Annotated in this window: 19 protein-coding genes; 8 read left to right on the top strand and 11 right to left on the bottom strand. The window is 30.1% G+C overall.

What is annotated here, in order from left to right:
• Positions 1 to 219 precede the first annotated feature (219 nt).
• From RSC72_RS14720 to RSC72_RS14700, 5 genes are all read right to left on the bottom strand, one after another.
• Positions 220 to 1,107 (bottom strand): Ppx/GppA phosphatase family protein, encoded by an 888-nt coding sequence (locus RSC72_RS14720; protein ID WP_332566152.1) that lies wholly within the window; start codon positions 1,105 to 1,107, stop codon positions 220 to 222.
• Positions 1,097 to 3,163 carry a polyphosphate kinase 1 gene (gene ppk1 / locus RSC72_RS14715; protein WP_332546391.1) on the bottom strand — a complete coding sequence of 689 codons (2,067 nt, stop codon included), beginning with the start codon at positions 3,161 to 3,163 and terminating at the stop codon, positions 1,097 to 1,099. Before ppk1 ends, RSC72_RS14720 begins: the two co-directional genes overlap by 11 nt.
• Positions 3,160 to 3,645 carry a SixA phosphatase family protein gene (locus RSC72_RS14710; RefSeq protein ID WP_332546390.1) on the bottom strand — a complete coding sequence of 162 codons (486 nt, stop codon included), beginning with the start codon at positions 3,643 to 3,645 and terminating at the stop codon, positions 3,160 to 3,162. The genes ppk1 and RSC72_RS14710 overlap by 4 nt, the downstream gene beginning before the upstream one ends.
• A gap of 91 nt (positions 3,646 to 3,736) precedes the next feature.
• A complete protein-coding gene (locus tag RSC72_RS14705; protein WP_332546389.1) occupies positions 3,737 to 4,168 on the bottom strand; it encodes an acyl-CoA thioesterase in 432 nt (143 codons plus the stop codon).
• Positions 4,169 to 4,189: 21 nt separating this feature from the next.
• Entirely contained in the window at positions 4,190 to 5,224 is a 1,035-nt protein-coding gene (locus RSC72_RS14700) for an AI-2E family transporter (RefSeq protein WP_332546388.1), read from the bottom strand.
• Positions 5,225 to 5,367: 143 nt separating this feature from the next.
• Between RSC72_RS14700 and RSC72_RS14695 the strand changes: the two genes are divergently transcribed.
• The 3 genes from RSC72_RS14695 (at position 5,368) to RSC72_RS14685 (ending at position 7,868) form a co-directional block, all read left to right on the top strand.
• Positions 5,368 to 6,387 (top strand): isoaspartyl peptidase/L-asparaginase family protein, encoded by a 1,020-nt coding sequence (locus tag RSC72_RS14695; RefSeq protein ID WP_332546387.1) that lies wholly within the window; start codon positions 5,368 to 5,370, stop codon positions 6,385 to 6,387.
• Positions 6,388 to 6,425: 38 nt separating this feature from the next.
• Positions 6,426 to 7,208 carry a hypothetical protein gene (locus RSC72_RS14690; RefSeq protein ID WP_332546386.1) on the top strand — a complete coding sequence of 261 codons (783 nt, stop codon included), beginning with the start codon at positions 6,426 to 6,428 and terminating at the stop codon, positions 7,206 to 7,208.
• A gap of 84 nt (positions 7,209 to 7,292) precedes the next feature.
• Entirely contained in the window at positions 7,293 to 7,868 is a 576-nt protein-coding gene (locus RSC72_RS14685) for a hypothetical protein (protein ID WP_332546384.1), read from the top strand.
• A gap of 81 nt (positions 7,869 to 7,949) precedes the next feature.
• Here RSC72_RS14685 and RSC72_RS14680 read toward each other — a convergent pair whose 3' ends face one another.
• Complete coding sequence (locus RSC72_RS14680; protein ID WP_442878306.1) at positions 7,950 to 8,834, bottom strand: NifU family protein; 885 nt, start codon at positions 8,832 to 8,834, stop codon at positions 7,950 to 7,952.
• 56 nt (positions 8,835 to 8,890) lie between these two features.
• Between RSC72_RS14680 and RSC72_RS14675 the strand changes: the two genes are divergently transcribed.
• Genes RSC72_RS14675 through RSC72_RS14665 form a run of 3 tightly spaced genes read left to right on the top strand, consistent with a single transcriptional unit; the run spans position 8,891 to position 10,457 of the window.
• Positions 8,891 to 9,403 (top strand): gamma carbonic anhydrase family protein, encoded by a 513-nt coding sequence (locus RSC72_RS14675; RefSeq protein ID WP_332546381.1) that lies wholly within the window; start codon positions 8,891 to 8,893, stop codon positions 9,401 to 9,403.
• A gap of 6 nt (positions 9,404 to 9,409) precedes the next feature.
• Positions 9,410 to 9,733, top strand: coding sequence for a hypothetical protein (locus RSC72_RS14670; RefSeq protein WP_332546380.1), 324 nt, complete (start codon positions 9,410 to 9,412; stop codon positions 9,731 to 9,733).
• Positions 9,734 to 9,758: 25 nt separating this feature from the next.
• On the top strand, positions 9,759 to 10,457 hold the full coding sequence (locus tag RSC72_RS14665) for an SIMPL domain-containing protein (protein ID WP_332546379.1): 699 nt from the start codon (positions 9,759 to 9,761) through the stop codon (positions 10,455 to 10,457).
• A gap of 76 nt (positions 10,458 to 10,533) precedes the next feature.
• Here RSC72_RS14665 and trxB read toward each other — a convergent pair whose 3' ends face one another.
• Both trxB and holA read right to left on the bottom strand, forming a co-directional pair.
• A complete protein-coding gene (gene trxB, locus RSC72_RS14660) occupies positions 10,534 to 11,481 on the bottom strand; it encodes a thioredoxin-disulfide reductase (RefSeq protein WP_332566149.1) in 948 nt (315 codons plus the stop codon).
• A gap of 62 nt (positions 11,482 to 11,543) precedes the next feature.
• Positions 11,544 to 12,554: a DNA polymerase III subunit delta gene (holA, locus tag RSC72_RS14655; protein ID WP_332566148.1), complete on the bottom strand. Its 1,011-nt coding sequence runs from the start codon at positions 12,552 to 12,554 to the stop codon at positions 11,544 to 11,546.
• 3 nt (positions 12,555 to 12,557) lie between these two features.
• On the opposite strand from holA, the gene RSC72_RS14650 reads away from it, so the two are divergent.
• Complete coding sequence (locus RSC72_RS14650; RefSeq protein WP_332546761.1) at positions 12,558 to 13,016, top strand: type I restriction enzyme HsdR N-terminal domain-containing protein; 459 nt, start codon at positions 12,558 to 12,560, stop codon at positions 13,014 to 13,016.
• Between the two features lie 309 nt (positions 13,017 to 13,325).
• Complete coding sequence (locus RSC72_RS14645) at positions 13,326 to 14,090, top strand: hypothetical protein (protein WP_332546763.1); 765 nt, start codon at positions 13,326 to 13,328, stop codon at positions 14,088 to 14,090.
• A 74-nt stretch (positions 14,091 to 14,164) separates the two neighbouring features.
• Here the strand turns inward: RSC72_RS14645 and RSC72_RS14640 are convergent, their stop codons facing one another.
• From RSC72_RS14640 to RSC72_RS14630, 3 genes are all read right to left on the bottom strand, one after another.
• Positions 14,165 to 14,800, bottom strand: coding sequence for a carbonic anhydrase (locus RSC72_RS14640; protein ID WP_332546765.1), 636 nt, complete (start codon positions 14,798 to 14,800; stop codon positions 14,165 to 14,167).
• Between the two features lie 51 nt (positions 14,801 to 14,851).
• Positions 14,852 to 16,396: a SulP family inorganic anion transporter gene (locus tag RSC72_RS14635; RefSeq protein WP_332546767.1), complete on the bottom strand. Its 1,545-nt coding sequence runs from the start codon at positions 16,394 to 16,396 to the stop codon at positions 14,852 to 14,854.
• A gap of 98 nt (positions 16,397 to 16,494) precedes the next feature.
• Positions 16,495 to 16,857: a hypothetical protein gene (locus RSC72_RS14630; protein WP_332546768.1), complete on the bottom strand. Its 363-nt coding sequence runs from the start codon at positions 16,855 to 16,857 to the stop codon at positions 16,495 to 16,497.
• Between the last annotated feature and the right edge of the window lie 638 nt (positions 16,858 to 17,495).

The following is a 17,495-nucleotide window of genomic DNA, read 5'->3' as shown; positions in this document are numbered from 1 at the left end:
GCGCAGACATAGACAAAATAAACGCAGAGAATATAAGCGTTAAATTTTTCTTCATTTTTTAAATTATAGTGTTAATTAGTAACTAAATTAAAAAATATATTTTGAAGAAAAAAGTTGGATATTAAAAATTAAATCTATCTAGTTTTGAGAACTTAATCTATCAATTTAGTATAAAAAAGGTCAAGATTTCTCTTGACCAAATAGGAGTGTATTTCTTGTCTATCTATCTAAATCTTTATAAATTGTTCGGATGATACCATCTGATAAACCAATCTTTGGAACATGTATTTTTTTTGCGTGTGACCATTTTAATACATTGTTGTAAATTTCTAATGCATAAACAACTACATCGGCACGATCTGGTTTCATATTGAAATTTTGCATACGTTCTTCAGCTGTCATGGTTTGCATAATTTGATATTGTTTTTTTACATATAAACTACTCAAAGGCAAGCCTAATTTTACACCAGAATATTTGTAAACATGGTTAATATTTCCACCAGAACCAATTAATTCTATCTCTTCATTTTTTATATTTTCTTGCAGCCATTTTTTCATTTCATCAAATGTATGTGGCTCAACTTTATTTTCTAATAGACGAACTGTTCCAACTTCAAAAGATTTAGAAGTAAAAACTTTACCGTCTTTCAGCAAAGTTAATTCTGTGCTACCACCACCAACATCTACATATAAATATGTTTTTCCGTCATTTATAAAATCACCTAATTCTGTATTAAATAAAATTTCAGCTTCGGTTTTTCCGTTGATAATTTCGATATTAATTCCAGATCTTTTCTTTACCTTTTTTATAACATCTTTACCATTTAAAGCTTCGCGCATAGCGGATGTTGCATAAGCTTTATAAATTTCAATATCATAAACTTTCATCATCAATGCGTATGATTGCATGGCGTCACAAATTCGCTCTATGTTATTTTCGCATACAGAACCATCTATAAACACATCATGTCCCAATCGAATTGGCATGCGAACAATACTTGTTTTATTAAATATTGGTGCTTTTCCTTCTTCTTCGTAAACATAATTAATCAATAATCGCATGGCGTTAGAACCTATATCTATTGCCCCCAATTTTCTAATCTTCATTATCTTCGTCGTTTAATTTCTTAAAATAATCATAGGTTGTGTATTGCGACCTGTTTAGCGGTTGGTTATTTCTTTTATATTCTAACGCAGATTTAGCCGTTATTTGGCGACCTTTTACATTGTCATTAAAACTTAAATCGAATGTATCCATTACAATTTTTCTTAAATTTTGATCATAAATAGGACAAGCAACTTCTACGCGGCTGTCCAAGTTACGCTCCATCATATCAGCTGACGAAAGATAAACTTTGTCGTCACCAGCATTTTTGAACCAATAAATACGTGGATGTTCTAAAAATTTATCAATAACGCTAACACATTCGATATTTTCTGACATGCCTTTAACTCCTGGAATTAAAGAATTGATACCACGAATAACTAATCTTACTTTGACACCTTTTTGAGATGCTTTATAAAGTAAATCAATAATTTGTTTATCGCTAAAACTGTTTAATTTTAGATTGATTTCCGCAGGTAAACCAGCAAGTTGATTTTTAATTTCTTTCTTAATCATCTTTACAATTTTACGGCGCGTTCCGTAAGGTGAAACCAAAAGATGACTGTAACTTTGGTTTAAATAATTTGCTCCAAAAAATTTAAAAATTTGTTCAACTTCCTTCGTAATACCAGGATTGGTTGTGAAATATGTATAATCTGTGTAAATTTTTGCAGTACCTGCATGAAAGTTTCCTGTACTTATAAAAACATATTTTTCGGCAAGATGACCTTCAGGTTTACGTTCTATGTAACCAATTTTTGAATGTACTTTCAAACCCGGAACTCCAAAAATAACATTAACACCTGCTTCTTGTAATTTTCTTGACCACATGGCATTATTCGACTCGTCGAAACGTGCACGAAGTTCTAAAACTGCGGTTACTTCCTTACCATTCATCGCTGCATTTATCAAGGAATGCATCACTTGTGAATCTTTTGCAACACGGTAAATAGTGATTTTAATTTTGGTTACTTTAGGATCAATTGCTGCTTCGCGCAAAAATTTTAATAATAATGAATAATCATGATAAGGCGCCATCATCATTTCCTCTTTTTCTGTAAAAGCTTGGAAATAACTTTTGTATTTAAATGGACCTTTTAGCATAATTGGTTTAATCTTTTCGTAGGTTAAACCTTCTATATCAAAATGTGGAAAGCTCATCAAATCTCGTTTATTATGATATTTTCCTCCAGGATTTATACTATCGTAGTCATCTAAACGTAGTTTTTTCAGGAAAAATTTTAAGGTATCTGGCGCAATTTCCGAATCATAAACTAAACGAACAGGAACTCCTTTTTTACGATTTTCTAAACTGTGAATTACTTTTTCTAGTAAACTGTGTTCTAAATCATTATCAAAATCTAATTCGCTGTCACGTGTTATTTTTATAGAATGTGCTTCAATTTTTTCGAAGTCAAACATTTTAAAAATATCTTTTAAATGATAACGAATAATATCTTCAAGATACATAACATAGGTATTTCCGTCTTTATTTGGTAAAACAATAAAACGAGGAAATAAATGAGTTGGTACAATCAATAAAGCATATTGTATTTTGTCTTTTAACTGCATTTTTACAGCTAAATAAAATGAACCATCACGTAATGGAGGAGCTTTTTTGATATCGTCTAAAATAAAAACTCCGACAGTGTGTATAAATTCATTGTAAAAATATTCTGAAATAAATTCTATAAAATGTTCTGGAAGAGATTGATTATCTACAACAAATATTTTATACAATTCTAATTCCTTAAATAGTTGATTGTGTAATTCGTCGTATTGCTCGCGTTGTTGTCGAACAATTTCATTTATTTCTTCAATTAATTCTTCATCAGTCTGATCTGGAACAATATTTTGATATACTTTTTCGATATCTTTTAATTGAATTGAGCGTAAAATAGCTGAATAGCGAACAGAGTAAAACTCATCTAAATTGTTAGAATAGATTCCTAAAAAACGGATTCGGTCAATCAATGGAACAGTTTCATCAGAGGCTTCCTGTAAAACACGTGCATTAAATGATAACCAACTAATTTCTCTATTTATATATTTTTTCATTCGATTTCTTTCGGTAATATTATTTTCATGGTTTTACCTTTTTTGATTGTTTTCCAATTTGTAGAATCAAATTGTATCCAAGCAAATCCGGAAGTTGATAGGTTGTAAATCATTTCGCTGCCCAATTGATTTATTATATCAGTAAAAGCAGGATTGTGCCCAAAAATAAGAACATTTTGCAATTGATTATCTAATTTTCTGATCCAATTATCTAATAAATAATGAGAAAAGGTGTAAAGCTCTTCTTCGATTTCTATTTTTTGAGTAGAAAAAAGAATTGGACGCACAATTTCTGATGTTTCTTTTGAGCGAACAGCTTTACTGGTATAGATTTTATCAAATTTTAAATCATAATTATTTTGAAGAAAATGAGCTACTTTTTCTGTTTTATGAATTCCATTTTCTGTAATTGAGCGAAATTGATCTGAAACATTTTCATTCCAACAGCTTTTTGCGTGGCGCATTAAAAATAGATTTTTCATAAAGCAGTATTTTTTAATAAAAAATAGTAGTTAAATTTAATGATAATTCTCAAAAAAAATAACTACTACACTTATATTTTATAACGAAGGATTATATTTTGGCCTCATATAGTTTAAAATCTTCAACTAACCATTCAGGTAATTCTATAGATTTTCCTTGTTGCATATCAATCATCACTTGTGTACTTTTTCCAATAGCGTGAATTCCATTTTCACCTTTTCGGTTTGTGCTTGTGATAATATATTCAAATTCGAAACTTTTTGTACCGAATTTAGTTATACGTAAACCTACTTTTGGATTTATAGCTGTTAAGGTTAATTCTTTTTGATAATCACATTCTATATGTGCAATTACAAACATGTGTTTTGTCCAATCCCATTGCTTACTAACATCGAGCATATAATAAGCACGTCCGATTTGGAAGTACTCAAAGTAAAAAACATTATTTACATGACCAATTGGATCTAGATCGTTCCAACGAAGTTCTAATGGTTTGAAGAATTTAAAATTTTCTATACTCATTTTTAAGAAAGGTTTTTATGATTAATCTTCAGGATTTGGATCAATAAATTCGTATTTGTACAATTTTATTAACCAAAAGAAAACAGAAAATAAGATTGGTCCAAATATTATTCCGATGAATCCGAATAAATTAAGCCCGACTATGACACCAAAAATTGTAACCAAAGGATGAACATCTGCCATCTTTTTTTGTAAAACTAAACGAATAACATTGTCTGATAAGCCAACGACAACAAAACAGTAAATAAGTAAGCCAACGGCACTTCCTGTATCACCTTTTGCTAGAAGAAATAAGCCTAATGGAACATAGATTATAGCAGCACCAACAACAGGTAACATTGCTGCAAATATGGTTAATATAAACCATGTAAGAGCATCATCTACACCAAATATTAAGTACCCAATATAGGCAATTATTGCTTGAATAAAAGCTGTTAATGGCATTCCAACTGCATTAGAAATTACCAAATCTCTCAAATCTTTATTCATTCTTTTGAGATTATTGGTACGAATCGGAATATTTTTATAAAACCAATTTTCTAGATTTTGATGATTCATTAACATAAAGTATAAAATCAAAAAAGCAACTCCTAATTGTACAGTCATATCCATAGAAGCGTTTAGTGTTTTTTCTAATAATTTACCACCAACTTGTGTTATTTTTTCGATGTTTGTTGCGCTAAAAACATCAATATGAAATTTTGTTTGCAACATTTCTATAATTTTATTGACGTCAGTTTTTATTTGAGCAGTATCATTTAATAAAACTAAAACTTTGTTTGTTAGCATTTTAATTAATAAATACAATGGTCCAATAATAAAAACGGCACTACCAACCATTAATAAAATAACGCTTGTTAATTTGTTCCATTTTTTTGTTTTTAACATCCATTGTAATGGATTGTAAAGTAAAACATATAAGCATATTGCGCCTAAAAATCCAGGGAAAAAGCTTAATAAATTATTGGTAATTAATCCAAAAACAATTAAAATGATTAGGATAAAAGCAATTTGCAGAAGCACATTGTTCGATAGGTAATGTTTGTTTGTATTCATAGGTTTTTCTTATCGTTTTATTCAGTGTAAAATAGATCAATCAAAATCAATGCTAAAAATGAATGATTTTTTTTAACTTTTATTAATATACAATATTATTGCTTTTTCTTTTCTAATTTTAACAGTTGATTAAAATTTTATTCATGAAAAAGATAGTAGGTTTTACATTGTTGTGTTTTACGATGTTTGTTAGTGCGCAAAAACAAGATAAAGTAGTATTGGTGATTCACGGTGGAGCTGGTACAATTCTGAAAAAGAATATGACCCTTGAAAAAGAAAAGGCGTATAAAAATGCACTGACAGAATCTCTACAAAAAGGTTATGCTGTGATAAAAAATGGAGGAAAAAGTGAAGACGCAGTTATTGAAGCCATAAAAGTCATGGAGAATTCTCCTTTGTTTAATGCAGGAAAAGGAGCGGTTTTTACACATGAAGGAAAAAATGAAATGGATGCATCGTTGATGATTGGAAAAACAATGGAAGCTGGAGCAGTAGCTGGTGTTACAACGATTAAAAATCCAATATTAGCAGCAAAAGCCGTGCTTAGTAATTCATCTCACGTTATGATGATGGGAAAAGGAGCAGAGGAATTTGCAACAAAACAAGGTTTAGAAATTGTAGATCCAAGTTATTTTAGAACAGAAGATCGTTGGAATTCTTTGCAAAAAGTTTTAGAAAAAGACAAAGAAAAAATGGAATTAGATCATGATGCTAAAAATACACAAGCATACGTGCCGTTCAATTTTGTTGATGAAAAATTCGGAACAGTAGGAGCAGTTGCATTAGATAATAAAGGAAATATTTCTGCAGGAACTTCAACTGGAGGAATGACAAATAAGCGTTATGGTAGAGTTGGAGATTCTCCAATTATTGGGGCTGGAACTTATGCAAACAATGAAGTTGGAATATCTTGTACAGGTTGGGGCGAATATTTTATAAAAGCTATTGCTGCTTATGATGTTGCTGCACTTATCAAATACAAAGAAATTTCTTCGGAGGAAGCTGGTAAAGAAGTAATCAGAAAAATTGGTGAAATGGGCGGAGATGGCGGAATGATTATTTTAAATAAAAATGGCGAAGCAAGTTTTCCTTTTAATACAGCAGGAATGTATCGTGGAAGTATTACAGCATCTGGGAAGGTATTTATCGAAATTTATCAATAAATTTGAAAACAGAATTTTATAAAAAGAAAGATTAACTCATGATAAAACAATTATTACTTACACTTACAATTGCTTGTTCTTCATTTGCAACGGCACAAGTAACCTCTATGATTGATGCTAAAAATGTAGACGCATCTACCAAAATTTATGGAATGGCTTCTTTATCAGATGAAGCAAAAACATATAATAAATACAATTTTAGTTTAGAAAATTCGACAGCTATACAATTCGCAAAACCATTGTTAGAATATGGCTATCAATCTTCAAATATGCAGGCGCAAGACAATGGATTTATGGTTTATATGGTAAAAGACAAAAAAGTTGTAGATCAATGGTTAATCAATCCAATGTTTTACAATGTTTTTAGAGATGGTATTGCGTATACGTACGATGCAGATAAATTAGCCGTAATTGCAGATAAATATCCACTTATTTTTTCAGAAGATAAGCGTCAATATAAAAATGAGAAAGATTACCAAAAACAACGTCAAGCTTTATTTGCTGATCCATATAATTTGATTATAACTGAACCAGATTTTACTTACGAAGGTTATTTTGAAGTACAATTTCCAAAGAACGAACAATATAAAAATGTAGAAGCTGTAGATGCCTATTTACGTCCGATAGTAGAAAAATTAACAAAAAAGAAATTTGAAGTAAGTTATTCTTTATCAGAGAAAAATATTATGGATCGTAATCAATTTACAATGACAATTGCAAGTGAAGAAAATGTCTATAAAAAAATAAAACTAGACAATTTACAGAAAGGTAATTGGCAATCATTAACTTACGAAGCAATTATTTATAGAAAAACAAATTAATAAAAAATATAAGGTTCTTGAAAAAACAAGAACCTTTTTTTTGTCCCAAAAGAGTTGTAATTTCAATCTTTTATCAACATTAATATGAATTCAAATTTTTATAAAATATTACAACAATCAAAGGCCAATCAATCTATCATAGCGATTTATAATGATGCGGGCGGAGATAATTTTTGGGCAGGTTATATTCTTGATTTTAATGAAGAATATTTTACAATGCAACATATTTCGAAATATGGACACAAAGATGGAATTCTGATGGAACCATTTTTCAAGATTAACCGTATTGATGTAGATGATTATTGCAAATGTTTGAATTATTTGAAAGAACATTATCACGAGTTAGACGAAGAAAAAAACATACAATTAACTGCAACAAGCGAAGAAAATTGGATGACTCAAATTTTGAATGAATTGAATGACGAAACAGATTATGTTACACGTATTCAATTAAACAATGATAGTCGATTTTCTGGTTTTATAAGAAATGTTACCGAAGATGATTTCGAGTTAAAATGTGTTGGTACAGAAGGTACTGACGAAGGTTCTTTATATTTCAAAATAGATGATATTTCATCAATTAGAGTGAATGATTTAGAAGCCCGACGTAGACATTTATTGTACAATTATCGTCGTTCTATCGATTTTTTTGATGAATAGCTTTTAAAAATAATAATTAAAATAAAACCAAAAAAGCTCAGGAAAATCCCTGAGCTTTTATATTTATGATTAAAAATAATCTTATCCATTTACTGCTTCCACGTTGTCTACAACATCTGGCAACATTTGTTTTAAAATTCCTTCAATACCATTTTTCAATGTAGCTGTAGAAGATGGGCATCCCGAACATGCACCTTGCAATAACATTTTTGCAGTACGTGTTTCTTCGTCAAATTCTATCAACTCAATATTTCCACCATCATTTGCAACAGCAGGTTGTACATATTCATCTAAAATAGCTTTTATTTGTTGCTCTACAGTAGAAAATTCTTCAGCAGATTTTATAACAACATGTTCTGGCGCTTCTGTTGTAAATTCATAAAATTCTTCAAAAACCGGACCTCCAGCTTGTAAATAATTCGTAATAAATGAACGAACATCCATCATCCAAAGTGACCATTCTTCTGAATCATTTTTTGTTATCGAAATATAATTATCGACAATAAAAACTTCTTCTATAAAAGAATATTCTTGATAAAGTGCAACTGCTAATGGAACACCTGCAGCTTTATCTTTAGATTTTATTTCGATGATTTCTGGCGCTAACATTGTGTTAGAAACAAATTTCATCACAGCAGGATTTGGCGTCATTTCTGCATAAATAGAAACTGGCGCTTTTTTCATTGGTGCAAGAATTGCATTTTCTTCTAAATGATCGTTGATGATTTCTTTCAAATCTTCTACAACATCAGCCCAATCAATTCCATCAATCTTTTCAATTGCTACAAAATTAGCTGTAATAAAGATTTTATTGATAAATGGTATAGTTAATAAAACTTGTGCTAATGGAGATTCGGCAGCAGTAGAATCTTTGTCAAATTCTACACCACCTTGTGTTAAAGTTACGTCACAGACGAACTTCATCACATTATTATTTGGGGTAATTTCTTCTTGTACTCTCATAATAATACAAAAATACGCCATAAAAATGTATCTTTAGCATCAGAATTATAGATTTTATTATGGCGATTATAAAAGAATTAAATGGACACGCTCCAAAGTTTGGTAATAACTGTTTTTTAGCAGATAATGCGGTTGTTGTAGGTGAAGTAGAAATGGGCGATGATTGTTCTATTTGGTTTTCGGCAGTGGTGCGAGGCGATGTACATTTTATAAAAATGGGAAATAAAGTAAATATTCAGGATAATGCAACAATACATGCAACGTATCAAAAATCACCAACAATTATTGGAAATAATGTATCAGTAGGGCATAATGCGATTGTACATGGTTGTACAATACACGATAATGTTTTGATTGGAATGGGAGCAATTGTAATGGATGATTGTATTGTTGAGTCTAATTCCTTGATTGCTGCTGGTGCTATTTTAACTAAAGGAACGCATGTAAAAGAGGGCGAATTATGGGCTGGAATTCCTGCAAAAAAAATAAAAGATGTACCACAAAGCTTGAAAGAAGGCGAGATAGAGCGTATCGCAAATAATTATTTGATGTATAGTAGTTGGTATAAATAAATTAAAATGAATTTTACTTTTGAATTGTTACATAAGATTGATAATGTCTTGAATGATGAAATAGATGTTATTGTTAATTTATTAGAAGATAAATCTAAATATCATGTAACATTTGTAACGTATATACGCGCTAAAGAAATTTTCGAAGAAAATGGATTCTCCTTGTTTTCTAATACAATTTTTATTGAAAAATTAACTGAAGAAGAGATTCAAAAATCATTGAAATATGTAATTGATGAACTTATTTATCAATCTATTTTCTATCCAATAAATTCACAATCAATTAAAAAGATTAATAAAAAATATTCTTTAGAACAAGAAATAAAATAATACATCATTCAAAAAAAATAACAAAATGAACTATTTTAAAATCCTATTTTTACTTTTAATATCAAATTCAGTTTTCTCACAAACCAAGAGTTTTATTGATTTACCGTATGTAGAAACTACTGTAAAAGTTGATACACTTGTAATTCCTGACAGAATTTATTTAACAATTGTAATTTCCGAAAAAGATACAAAAGGAAAAATTTCTGTTGAAGAATTGGAGAAAAGAATGGCGAATAAATTGACTTCGATAGGAATTGATTTGTCAAAACAGTTATCATTAAATGATTTGTCAAGTAATTTCAAAAAATACTTTTTAAAACAACAAGAAGTACTAAAGGCAAAATCATATACTTTATTGGTTTATGATGCAAAAACAGCAGGAAAAGTCATTGTTGAACTTGAAAATACAGAAATTTCTAATGTTTTTCTTGAAAAAACTGAATATTCGAAAATTGAGCAATTGAAATTAGAACTAAAATCAAAAGCAATTTTGAAAGCTAAAATTAATGCTAAATTTATGACGGAGCCTCTTGGTCAAAAAGTAGGAAAAGTAATATTTATATCAGATAATAATAATGTTTCAAATTCTTTTTCTGGTCAAGTTGCAGGCTTACAGATTCGTGGTATGAATGCTTTTAAGGAAAGTAAATTTGAACCGCTTGATATTGAATTTCAAAAAATAAAAGTTGAAACAGAGCTAAATGCTAAATTTATAATAGAATAAAATAATATATCCAAAACAAAAAAAGCAGTACAATTATAAAAAATGTACTGCTTTTTGTATAGATAAAATTGTTTTTTTACACTTCATCAAAAAATTCTGCAACATAACGTTCTGCATCCAAAGCTGCCGAACATCCAGAACCAGCCGCTGTAATAGCTTGTCTGTAAACAGAATCTTGCACATCTCCTGCTGCAAAAACACCAGGAATATTTGTTTTGTACGAACGATCTTGCGTGATTAAATATCCCGTTTCGTCCATATCCAATTTTCCTTTGAATAAATCTGTATTCGGTTTATGTCCAATCGCGATGAAAACTCCATCAACGATTAATTCTTTTTCTTCATTAGAAATATTATTGATGATTTTTGCTTTTTCTACAACATTATTTCCTTCTAAACCAATCAATTCATGGTTATATAAAACTTCTAAATTATGTGTGTTCTCAACACGTTGTATCATCGCTTTAGACGCGCGCATTTCATCTTTACGAACCAATAAATACACTTTTCTACAAAGTTTTGCTAAATATGTCGCTTCTTCAGCAGCCGTATCGCCACCTCCAACTACAGCAACATCTTTACCACGGTAAAAGAAACCATCGCAAGTTGCACAAGCCGAAACTCCGCTACCAGCATATTTTGTTTCATCTGGTAAACCTAAATATTTTGCCGTTGCACCAGTCGAAATAATGATAGAACGTGCTTCGTATGTACCAATATTTGATTTTACAGTATGTACATCACCTTCTTTTTCTCCAAAAATAACTTCTGTTACATATTCGTATTTTATTTCTGTCCCAAAACGCTCTGCTTGTTTTTGTAAATCCGCCATCAATTCTGGTCCAGTTACCGCTTCTGGATAACCTGGAAAATTCTCAACATCGGTTGTTGTTGTTAATTGTCCACCTGGCTCCATTCCTGTTAAAATTAACGGGTTCATGTTTGCACGAGCAGCGTAAATACCGGCTGTAAAACCAGCAGGTCCAGAACCTATGATGATAACATCTCTTACATTATTTTCCATTGTGTGATTTTATTTTTTACAAATTTAGTTAATCTTATTTAGTTTGTCTTGTTTACGAATTATTATAGATTGATAATCTTATAAATTAATTCGATTAATAATTGACTTGACGTCACATTTCCTGTCGAACCAACACCTTTTCCTTTCATATCATATTCTCGGATAAAAGAGATAATTCGCGTTGCTTTTTTCAGTGGATAATTACTCGCGGCCGTTACCATTCCTTGTACAAAGAAAGGATTAATTCCCAATACTTTTGCCAAATTTTGTTTTGATTTATCTGCCGTTATGTGAACTTGAATAATATTGGTAAATAGATTGAAAATCGTGGTAATTGAGACAACGTACGGATTATCTTTCGGGTTTTTCTCAAAATATTTGATGATTTTAAAAGCCTTTTCGATGTTCTTTGTTTCGATGGCGTTTCTCAGCTCAAAAACATTGTAATCTTTACTAATTCCGATGTTTTCTTCGATATGATGAGGCGTAATGATTTTTTCTGCACCAACAATTGTGAATAATTTCTCCAATTCATTGTTCAATCGTGATAAATCTGCACCAACATAATCAGTCAAAAGAAATTTTGCTTTTGGTTCAATTTTGAATTGACTCGCCGCAACTTTTTGCTCTATCCAAACAGGAATTTCACTTTCATAAATCTTTTTGAATTCATGATAATAACCCTTTTCATTCAGAACTTTGTAGATTTTTTTGCGCTTATCAAGTGAATTTCCTTTGTAATTGATGATTAAAACTGTTGATTCTTGCACTTGATTCACATACATTTCGAGCTGATCGATTGTTCTACTCAAATGTTGCGCTTCTTTTACAATGACTACAGCTTTTTCTGCACCCATCGGATATTGACGCGCCATTCCTATTAATTGTCCAATTTCTACATCTTGTCCGTAAACTATTGTTTGGTTAAAACCTTTTTCTTCTTCTGGTAAAATACTCTCTTCCAACAAATCAGTTACCTGATCGATGAAAAACGGTTCGTCGCCCGCCAAGAAGTAAATCGGTTTATAGTTTTTGTTTTTTATATCTTTGATTAAAGATTCTACAGGACTCATACAATGACTGAATTAGTGCAATTAAATTTTCCCGAAAATTACCAAATAAGATTGAAACAAGCCCAAGATAAATTGTATATCTTTTGCATGATTAGAAAAAATTGGATGATTTATACGCCCGAAGAGTGGGTACGACAACATGTGCTGAAGTTTTTGGTAGATGAATTAGGTTATTCAACTTCTGCAATTGCCTTGGAAGTTATAATCCCAATCAACGGAATGCGAAAACGTGCCGATATTGTGGTTTATCAGCAAGAAAAACCTTTTATTATGGTAGAATGTAAGGCGCCGCATATTGCAATTAATCAAGCAACTTTCGACCAAATTGCGCGTTATAATATTGTCTTAGGAAGCAACTATTTGATGGTAACAAATGGTCTTGATCACTTTTATTGTATGATGGATTTTGTCCAAAAACGTTACAATTTCTTGAAAGAGTTACCGAAGAAAGTGGTAATTTGACAATTAGCTAATTAGCAAATGTGTAAATTTGTTAATAACATACTGTCATTCTGAATTCGTTTCAGAATCGTATAAATTAGATGAGATGCTGAAATAAATTCAGCAGGACAATAATTCGTCAATTCGTGTGATTTTTTAGTAATGATACTTCAATAAACTCAGTACAAGAATGAATAAAAATTGTATCGAGAATAGATTTTTTACGTTATTGAGATTTTACCACCCCGATGAGGTTTCGAAATAAGTTAGCTTAGTAAAAGACGTATTCAAATTAGTGAAGTTGTATATTTATTAAATTAAAAAACTAATATGTTAAATCCTTCAAGAAGAAATAGAAATATAGGGACTACTAAACAAGGTTTGGGGCAGAATAATAAATTAACTATTTCTACACCTTATGGTAATTATCAATCTTTTTTTGAAAAACTTACTGATTATAAAAAGGAGATTCGAATTATCAATAATCATGAGTTTGTATTTGTTGTGGAAAAAACACGAGAGAACTCTGTTCATACTTGTTCAATAAATGATATTGTGAAAGTTATTTCAAATATACCTGTTGAGGATTATGGAGATTTAAAATTTATAGTTTTGAGACAACCAAAGCGAAAGGAGCAAATTATTTCGAGTGTCTGGGGGAGATTAATTTATTTATATGAATTCGAGAAAGAAGATTTTCCTGCTATTATTTTAGAATCTATTGATAAAGATTCACGATTGATTTGGAGTAAAAAACTATCAGTTGACGAACGAAAAGAATTTGAAAGACTTAAAAATGATGGACATATATTTGAAGAAAATAATAAATATTTTACATCTAAAATAGAATCTGAATTTGCAAGAAATACTCAGTTATATAGAACATTATTACATGAGTTTGGACATTATGTGCATTATTTAGAACAAGTAGAAAAACTAGGTCATGAGGATGAAAAAATTGATGAATGGGAGAAACGAAATGATATTCATGTAAATCTTCCGAAAGAGGAAAAAGAAAAGTTCGCGAATAATTATGCAGATAAAATAAAATCGGAGCTGATTAAAAAAGGAGTGATACCATTTAAACCATTATAATAAACAACAAAAACCACTCTAACTAGAGTGGCTTTTTACATTACTAAAAATCTTTATCTAAAAAAGTTTATGTTTTATATCCAAGTTACAACGCCTGTTTCGACATCGTAGTTTGCACCAACTATTTTTATTTTACCTTCTTTTTCTAAGGTGTTTAATGTCGTACTTTGATTACGAATATCTTCTATAGTTTGTTTTACATTTTGGTGATTCAATCTTTCTAATAAATCTGCATTTTTAGAAGAACGTTCTTCGCCGTCTTGGATAATTTCTTCGATAATTGGATTGAAATGATCAACCAAATGACATAAATTATTCATTCCCGTTGTGTGAATTGCAGCAGCATCTAATCCACCTTTTAATGCACCACATTTTGTGTGTCCTAAGACAACAATTAGTTTAGAACCAGCTACATTTGTTCCGAATTCCATCGATCCTAAAATATCTTGATTAACGAAGTTACCCGCAATTCGTACACTAAAAATATCGCCTAAACCTTGGTCAAAAATAAGCTCGGCAGAAGTACGGCTATCAATACAACTTAAAACAACTGCAAACGGCCATTGTCCTTCTCTTGTATCATTTACTTGCGAAAGCAAATCTCTATTCGCTTTTAGGTTTTGTACAAATCTTGAATTTCCTTCCTTTAAAAATTCTAATGCTTTCTCTGGAGTTATAGTTGATTGAGTTTCTGATGTATGTGTTTTCATTATATTTAATTTAATTGTGTGTGTTTTAATTTTAAAAAATGTTTTTTCTGATTAATGCGCTCCAGCTACTAATACATAGCCAAAGAATTCTCGGAAAGATGGTGGATTATCGACTGTTCCACGTTCGGAAATCAGTCGAATATTGATGTTGTTATTTTTTGCTTTAACTTTAAATTCATCTAAATATTCAATAATATCATAATCCAAAATTCTTGTTTTACGAACATCTAGTTCAAGATTAGAACCAGGTTTCAAACCATCTAATTCTTTTACAATTGCACCTCGGTTAACAAAAGTTACCTCTTCGGCGAAGTTCATGTGAAATACATTTCCTTCTTTTACCAACATTACGTGCGAGTTGTTGTACGATTTGATTAACGAAACCACTACACCAACTACCAAACCGATAATGATACCTTTTAATAAATCAGTAGTTAAAATTGCAACAACAGTAACTACAAAAGGAACTAATTGATCTTTTCCTAGTTTTTTCATGTCCAAAAATTGTTTTGGATTCCCTAATTTGTATCCAATAACTAATAAAACTGCTGCTAAAACTGCATTCGGAATTAAGTTAAGAAACATCGGAATAGAGATAACACTTACCAATAATAATGCACCGTGTGTAATTGTAGAAAGTTTAGAAACTCCACCGCTCATTGCATTTGCAGACGAACGCACAATAACTTGTGTTACAGGTAAACCACCTATAAAACCAGATAAAGAGTTACCAACACCTTGTGCTATTAATTCGCGATTTGTTGGTGTTTGACGTTTTAATGGGTCTAATTTATCTGTCGCTTCTACTGATAATAAAGATTCTAAAGACGCTACAATTGCAATAGTAAAGGCAACTTGCCAAACCATTGGATTTGTTAATCCGTTTGCAAAATCAGGAAAAGTAAATTGTCCTATAAAATCTGTAACGCTTTCTGGTACAGGAACTTTTACTAATAAGTTTTCGTCAATAGCAAAAACATCATGGTTAGAACCTCCAATTGTTAATTGATAGACAATACCAACTAAAACGGCTACTAATGAACCTGGTAATAATTTGAAAAAGTTAGATTTTTTGGCTAAAATATTATCCCAAACAATTAAGATTAATAATGAAACAGCTGTTATAATAATTGCTCCAGGAGTGATAAAATCTAAACTAAAATCACCTAAACTAAATTTTTCTGTGTAGCCTAAAGCTAAAGGAATTTGTTTTAAAAATATAGAGATACCAATGGCACACAACATACCTTTGATAACCGATGAGGGAAAATAATATCCGATAACTCCGGCTTTCAGAATACCTAATAATATCTGAAAAATACCTGCAATTACTACAGCTACTAAGAATAATTCATAAGCGCCTAAATCTGTTATTGCATTCAATACAATAACAACTAAGCCTGCTGCTGGTCCTGAAACACCAATTGGCGATTTAGAAATTAAACCAACTACAATACCACCAACGATACCGGCAATAATACCAGAAAATACCGGCGCACCACTAGCTAAGGCAACACCTAAACATAAAGGTAATGCAACGAAAAAGACAACAATACTCGCAGGTATGTCCTTTTTCCAATTTTGAAAAAGATTCATAAAGAATTTTAAATAATTTATTTAATATTGAAAAATAATAGCTAAACAATCCTTATTCCAAAATAGGAAGGATGAGTTTAACAAATGATAAATTGATATTAAATAAATTCGGGAGGTGGTGTAGTTACCCCATTATTTGTTGAGGTATAGTTATTCGAATGGTAATAACTAGAAAAAGATTTTTGTTTTGCATCAAAAAAAGTAAATAAATTGATTTGATGAAAATATTGAATTTTTTCTGTAATTTCTTTTGAAGAATTATTTTTTTGATTGTTTTCTTCTTCTGTAGAAGTTTGAGAGAATAAAGCTTTTGATTCGTTTTTATCCGAATCATGTTTTGCTTTTTCTTCTAATTTTATAGTATAATCAATATACCCAGCAAGCCCCTGAAGGTTCGTAGAGAACATCAAAAGCATCGAGAAAAATATTCCGACAATATGTTTTACTAGGTAGTTATTCATTTCCGACAAAAATATAAGTTTAATTTTAAATAGAAAACAGAAAAAATAATTTTTAATAAATATTTATCATTTTATTTTATTACGTTAATGAAATATTAAAAAAATATGAAATATGTAAAAATGGTTTTTTAATGATAAAATCTAATCCAAAGGTACCTGTTGTGCATTTTGAATTAAAATTCGTCAGTTCGAGTGATTTTTATAAATGACACTTCGATAAACTCAATACAAGAATGAATAAAAATTGTATCGAGAATAGAATTTTATCTCCTAAAACCTTTTTTTTCGATACAAATTCTTACAGAATTCTACTCGAATTAACGGTTTTATTACTAAAATTATCAAAATACATAATTAGATACAAAGGTACAATAACGTGTTTTATACATCATTTTATTTTATAAAGCCTAATAATATTTATTGATTTTAAGTATCATAGTTAAGCGTTAATATTATCATAAATCATTTTTTGTCCATTTTATTAACAATAAATTTGCAAAAAGTTTAAATTTTGAAAAAGTATATAAGTGTAATGTTTTTGTTAGCTGTATTTGTAACAGTTTTCGGACAAGGAAAAAATAATAAAGGTAAATTTTATGTTTATTGGGGATGGAATCACGCACAATACAATAAATCAG

This window comes from Algoriella sp. (assembly GCF_036647415.1).
In the GTDB taxonomy this organism is placed as follows: domain Bacteria; phylum Bacteroidota; class Bacteroidia; order Flavobacteriales; family Weeksellaceae; genus Empedobacter.
Note: the sequence above shows the minus strand (reverse complement) of the source record. Positions and strands in the feature narration are given on the sequence as shown.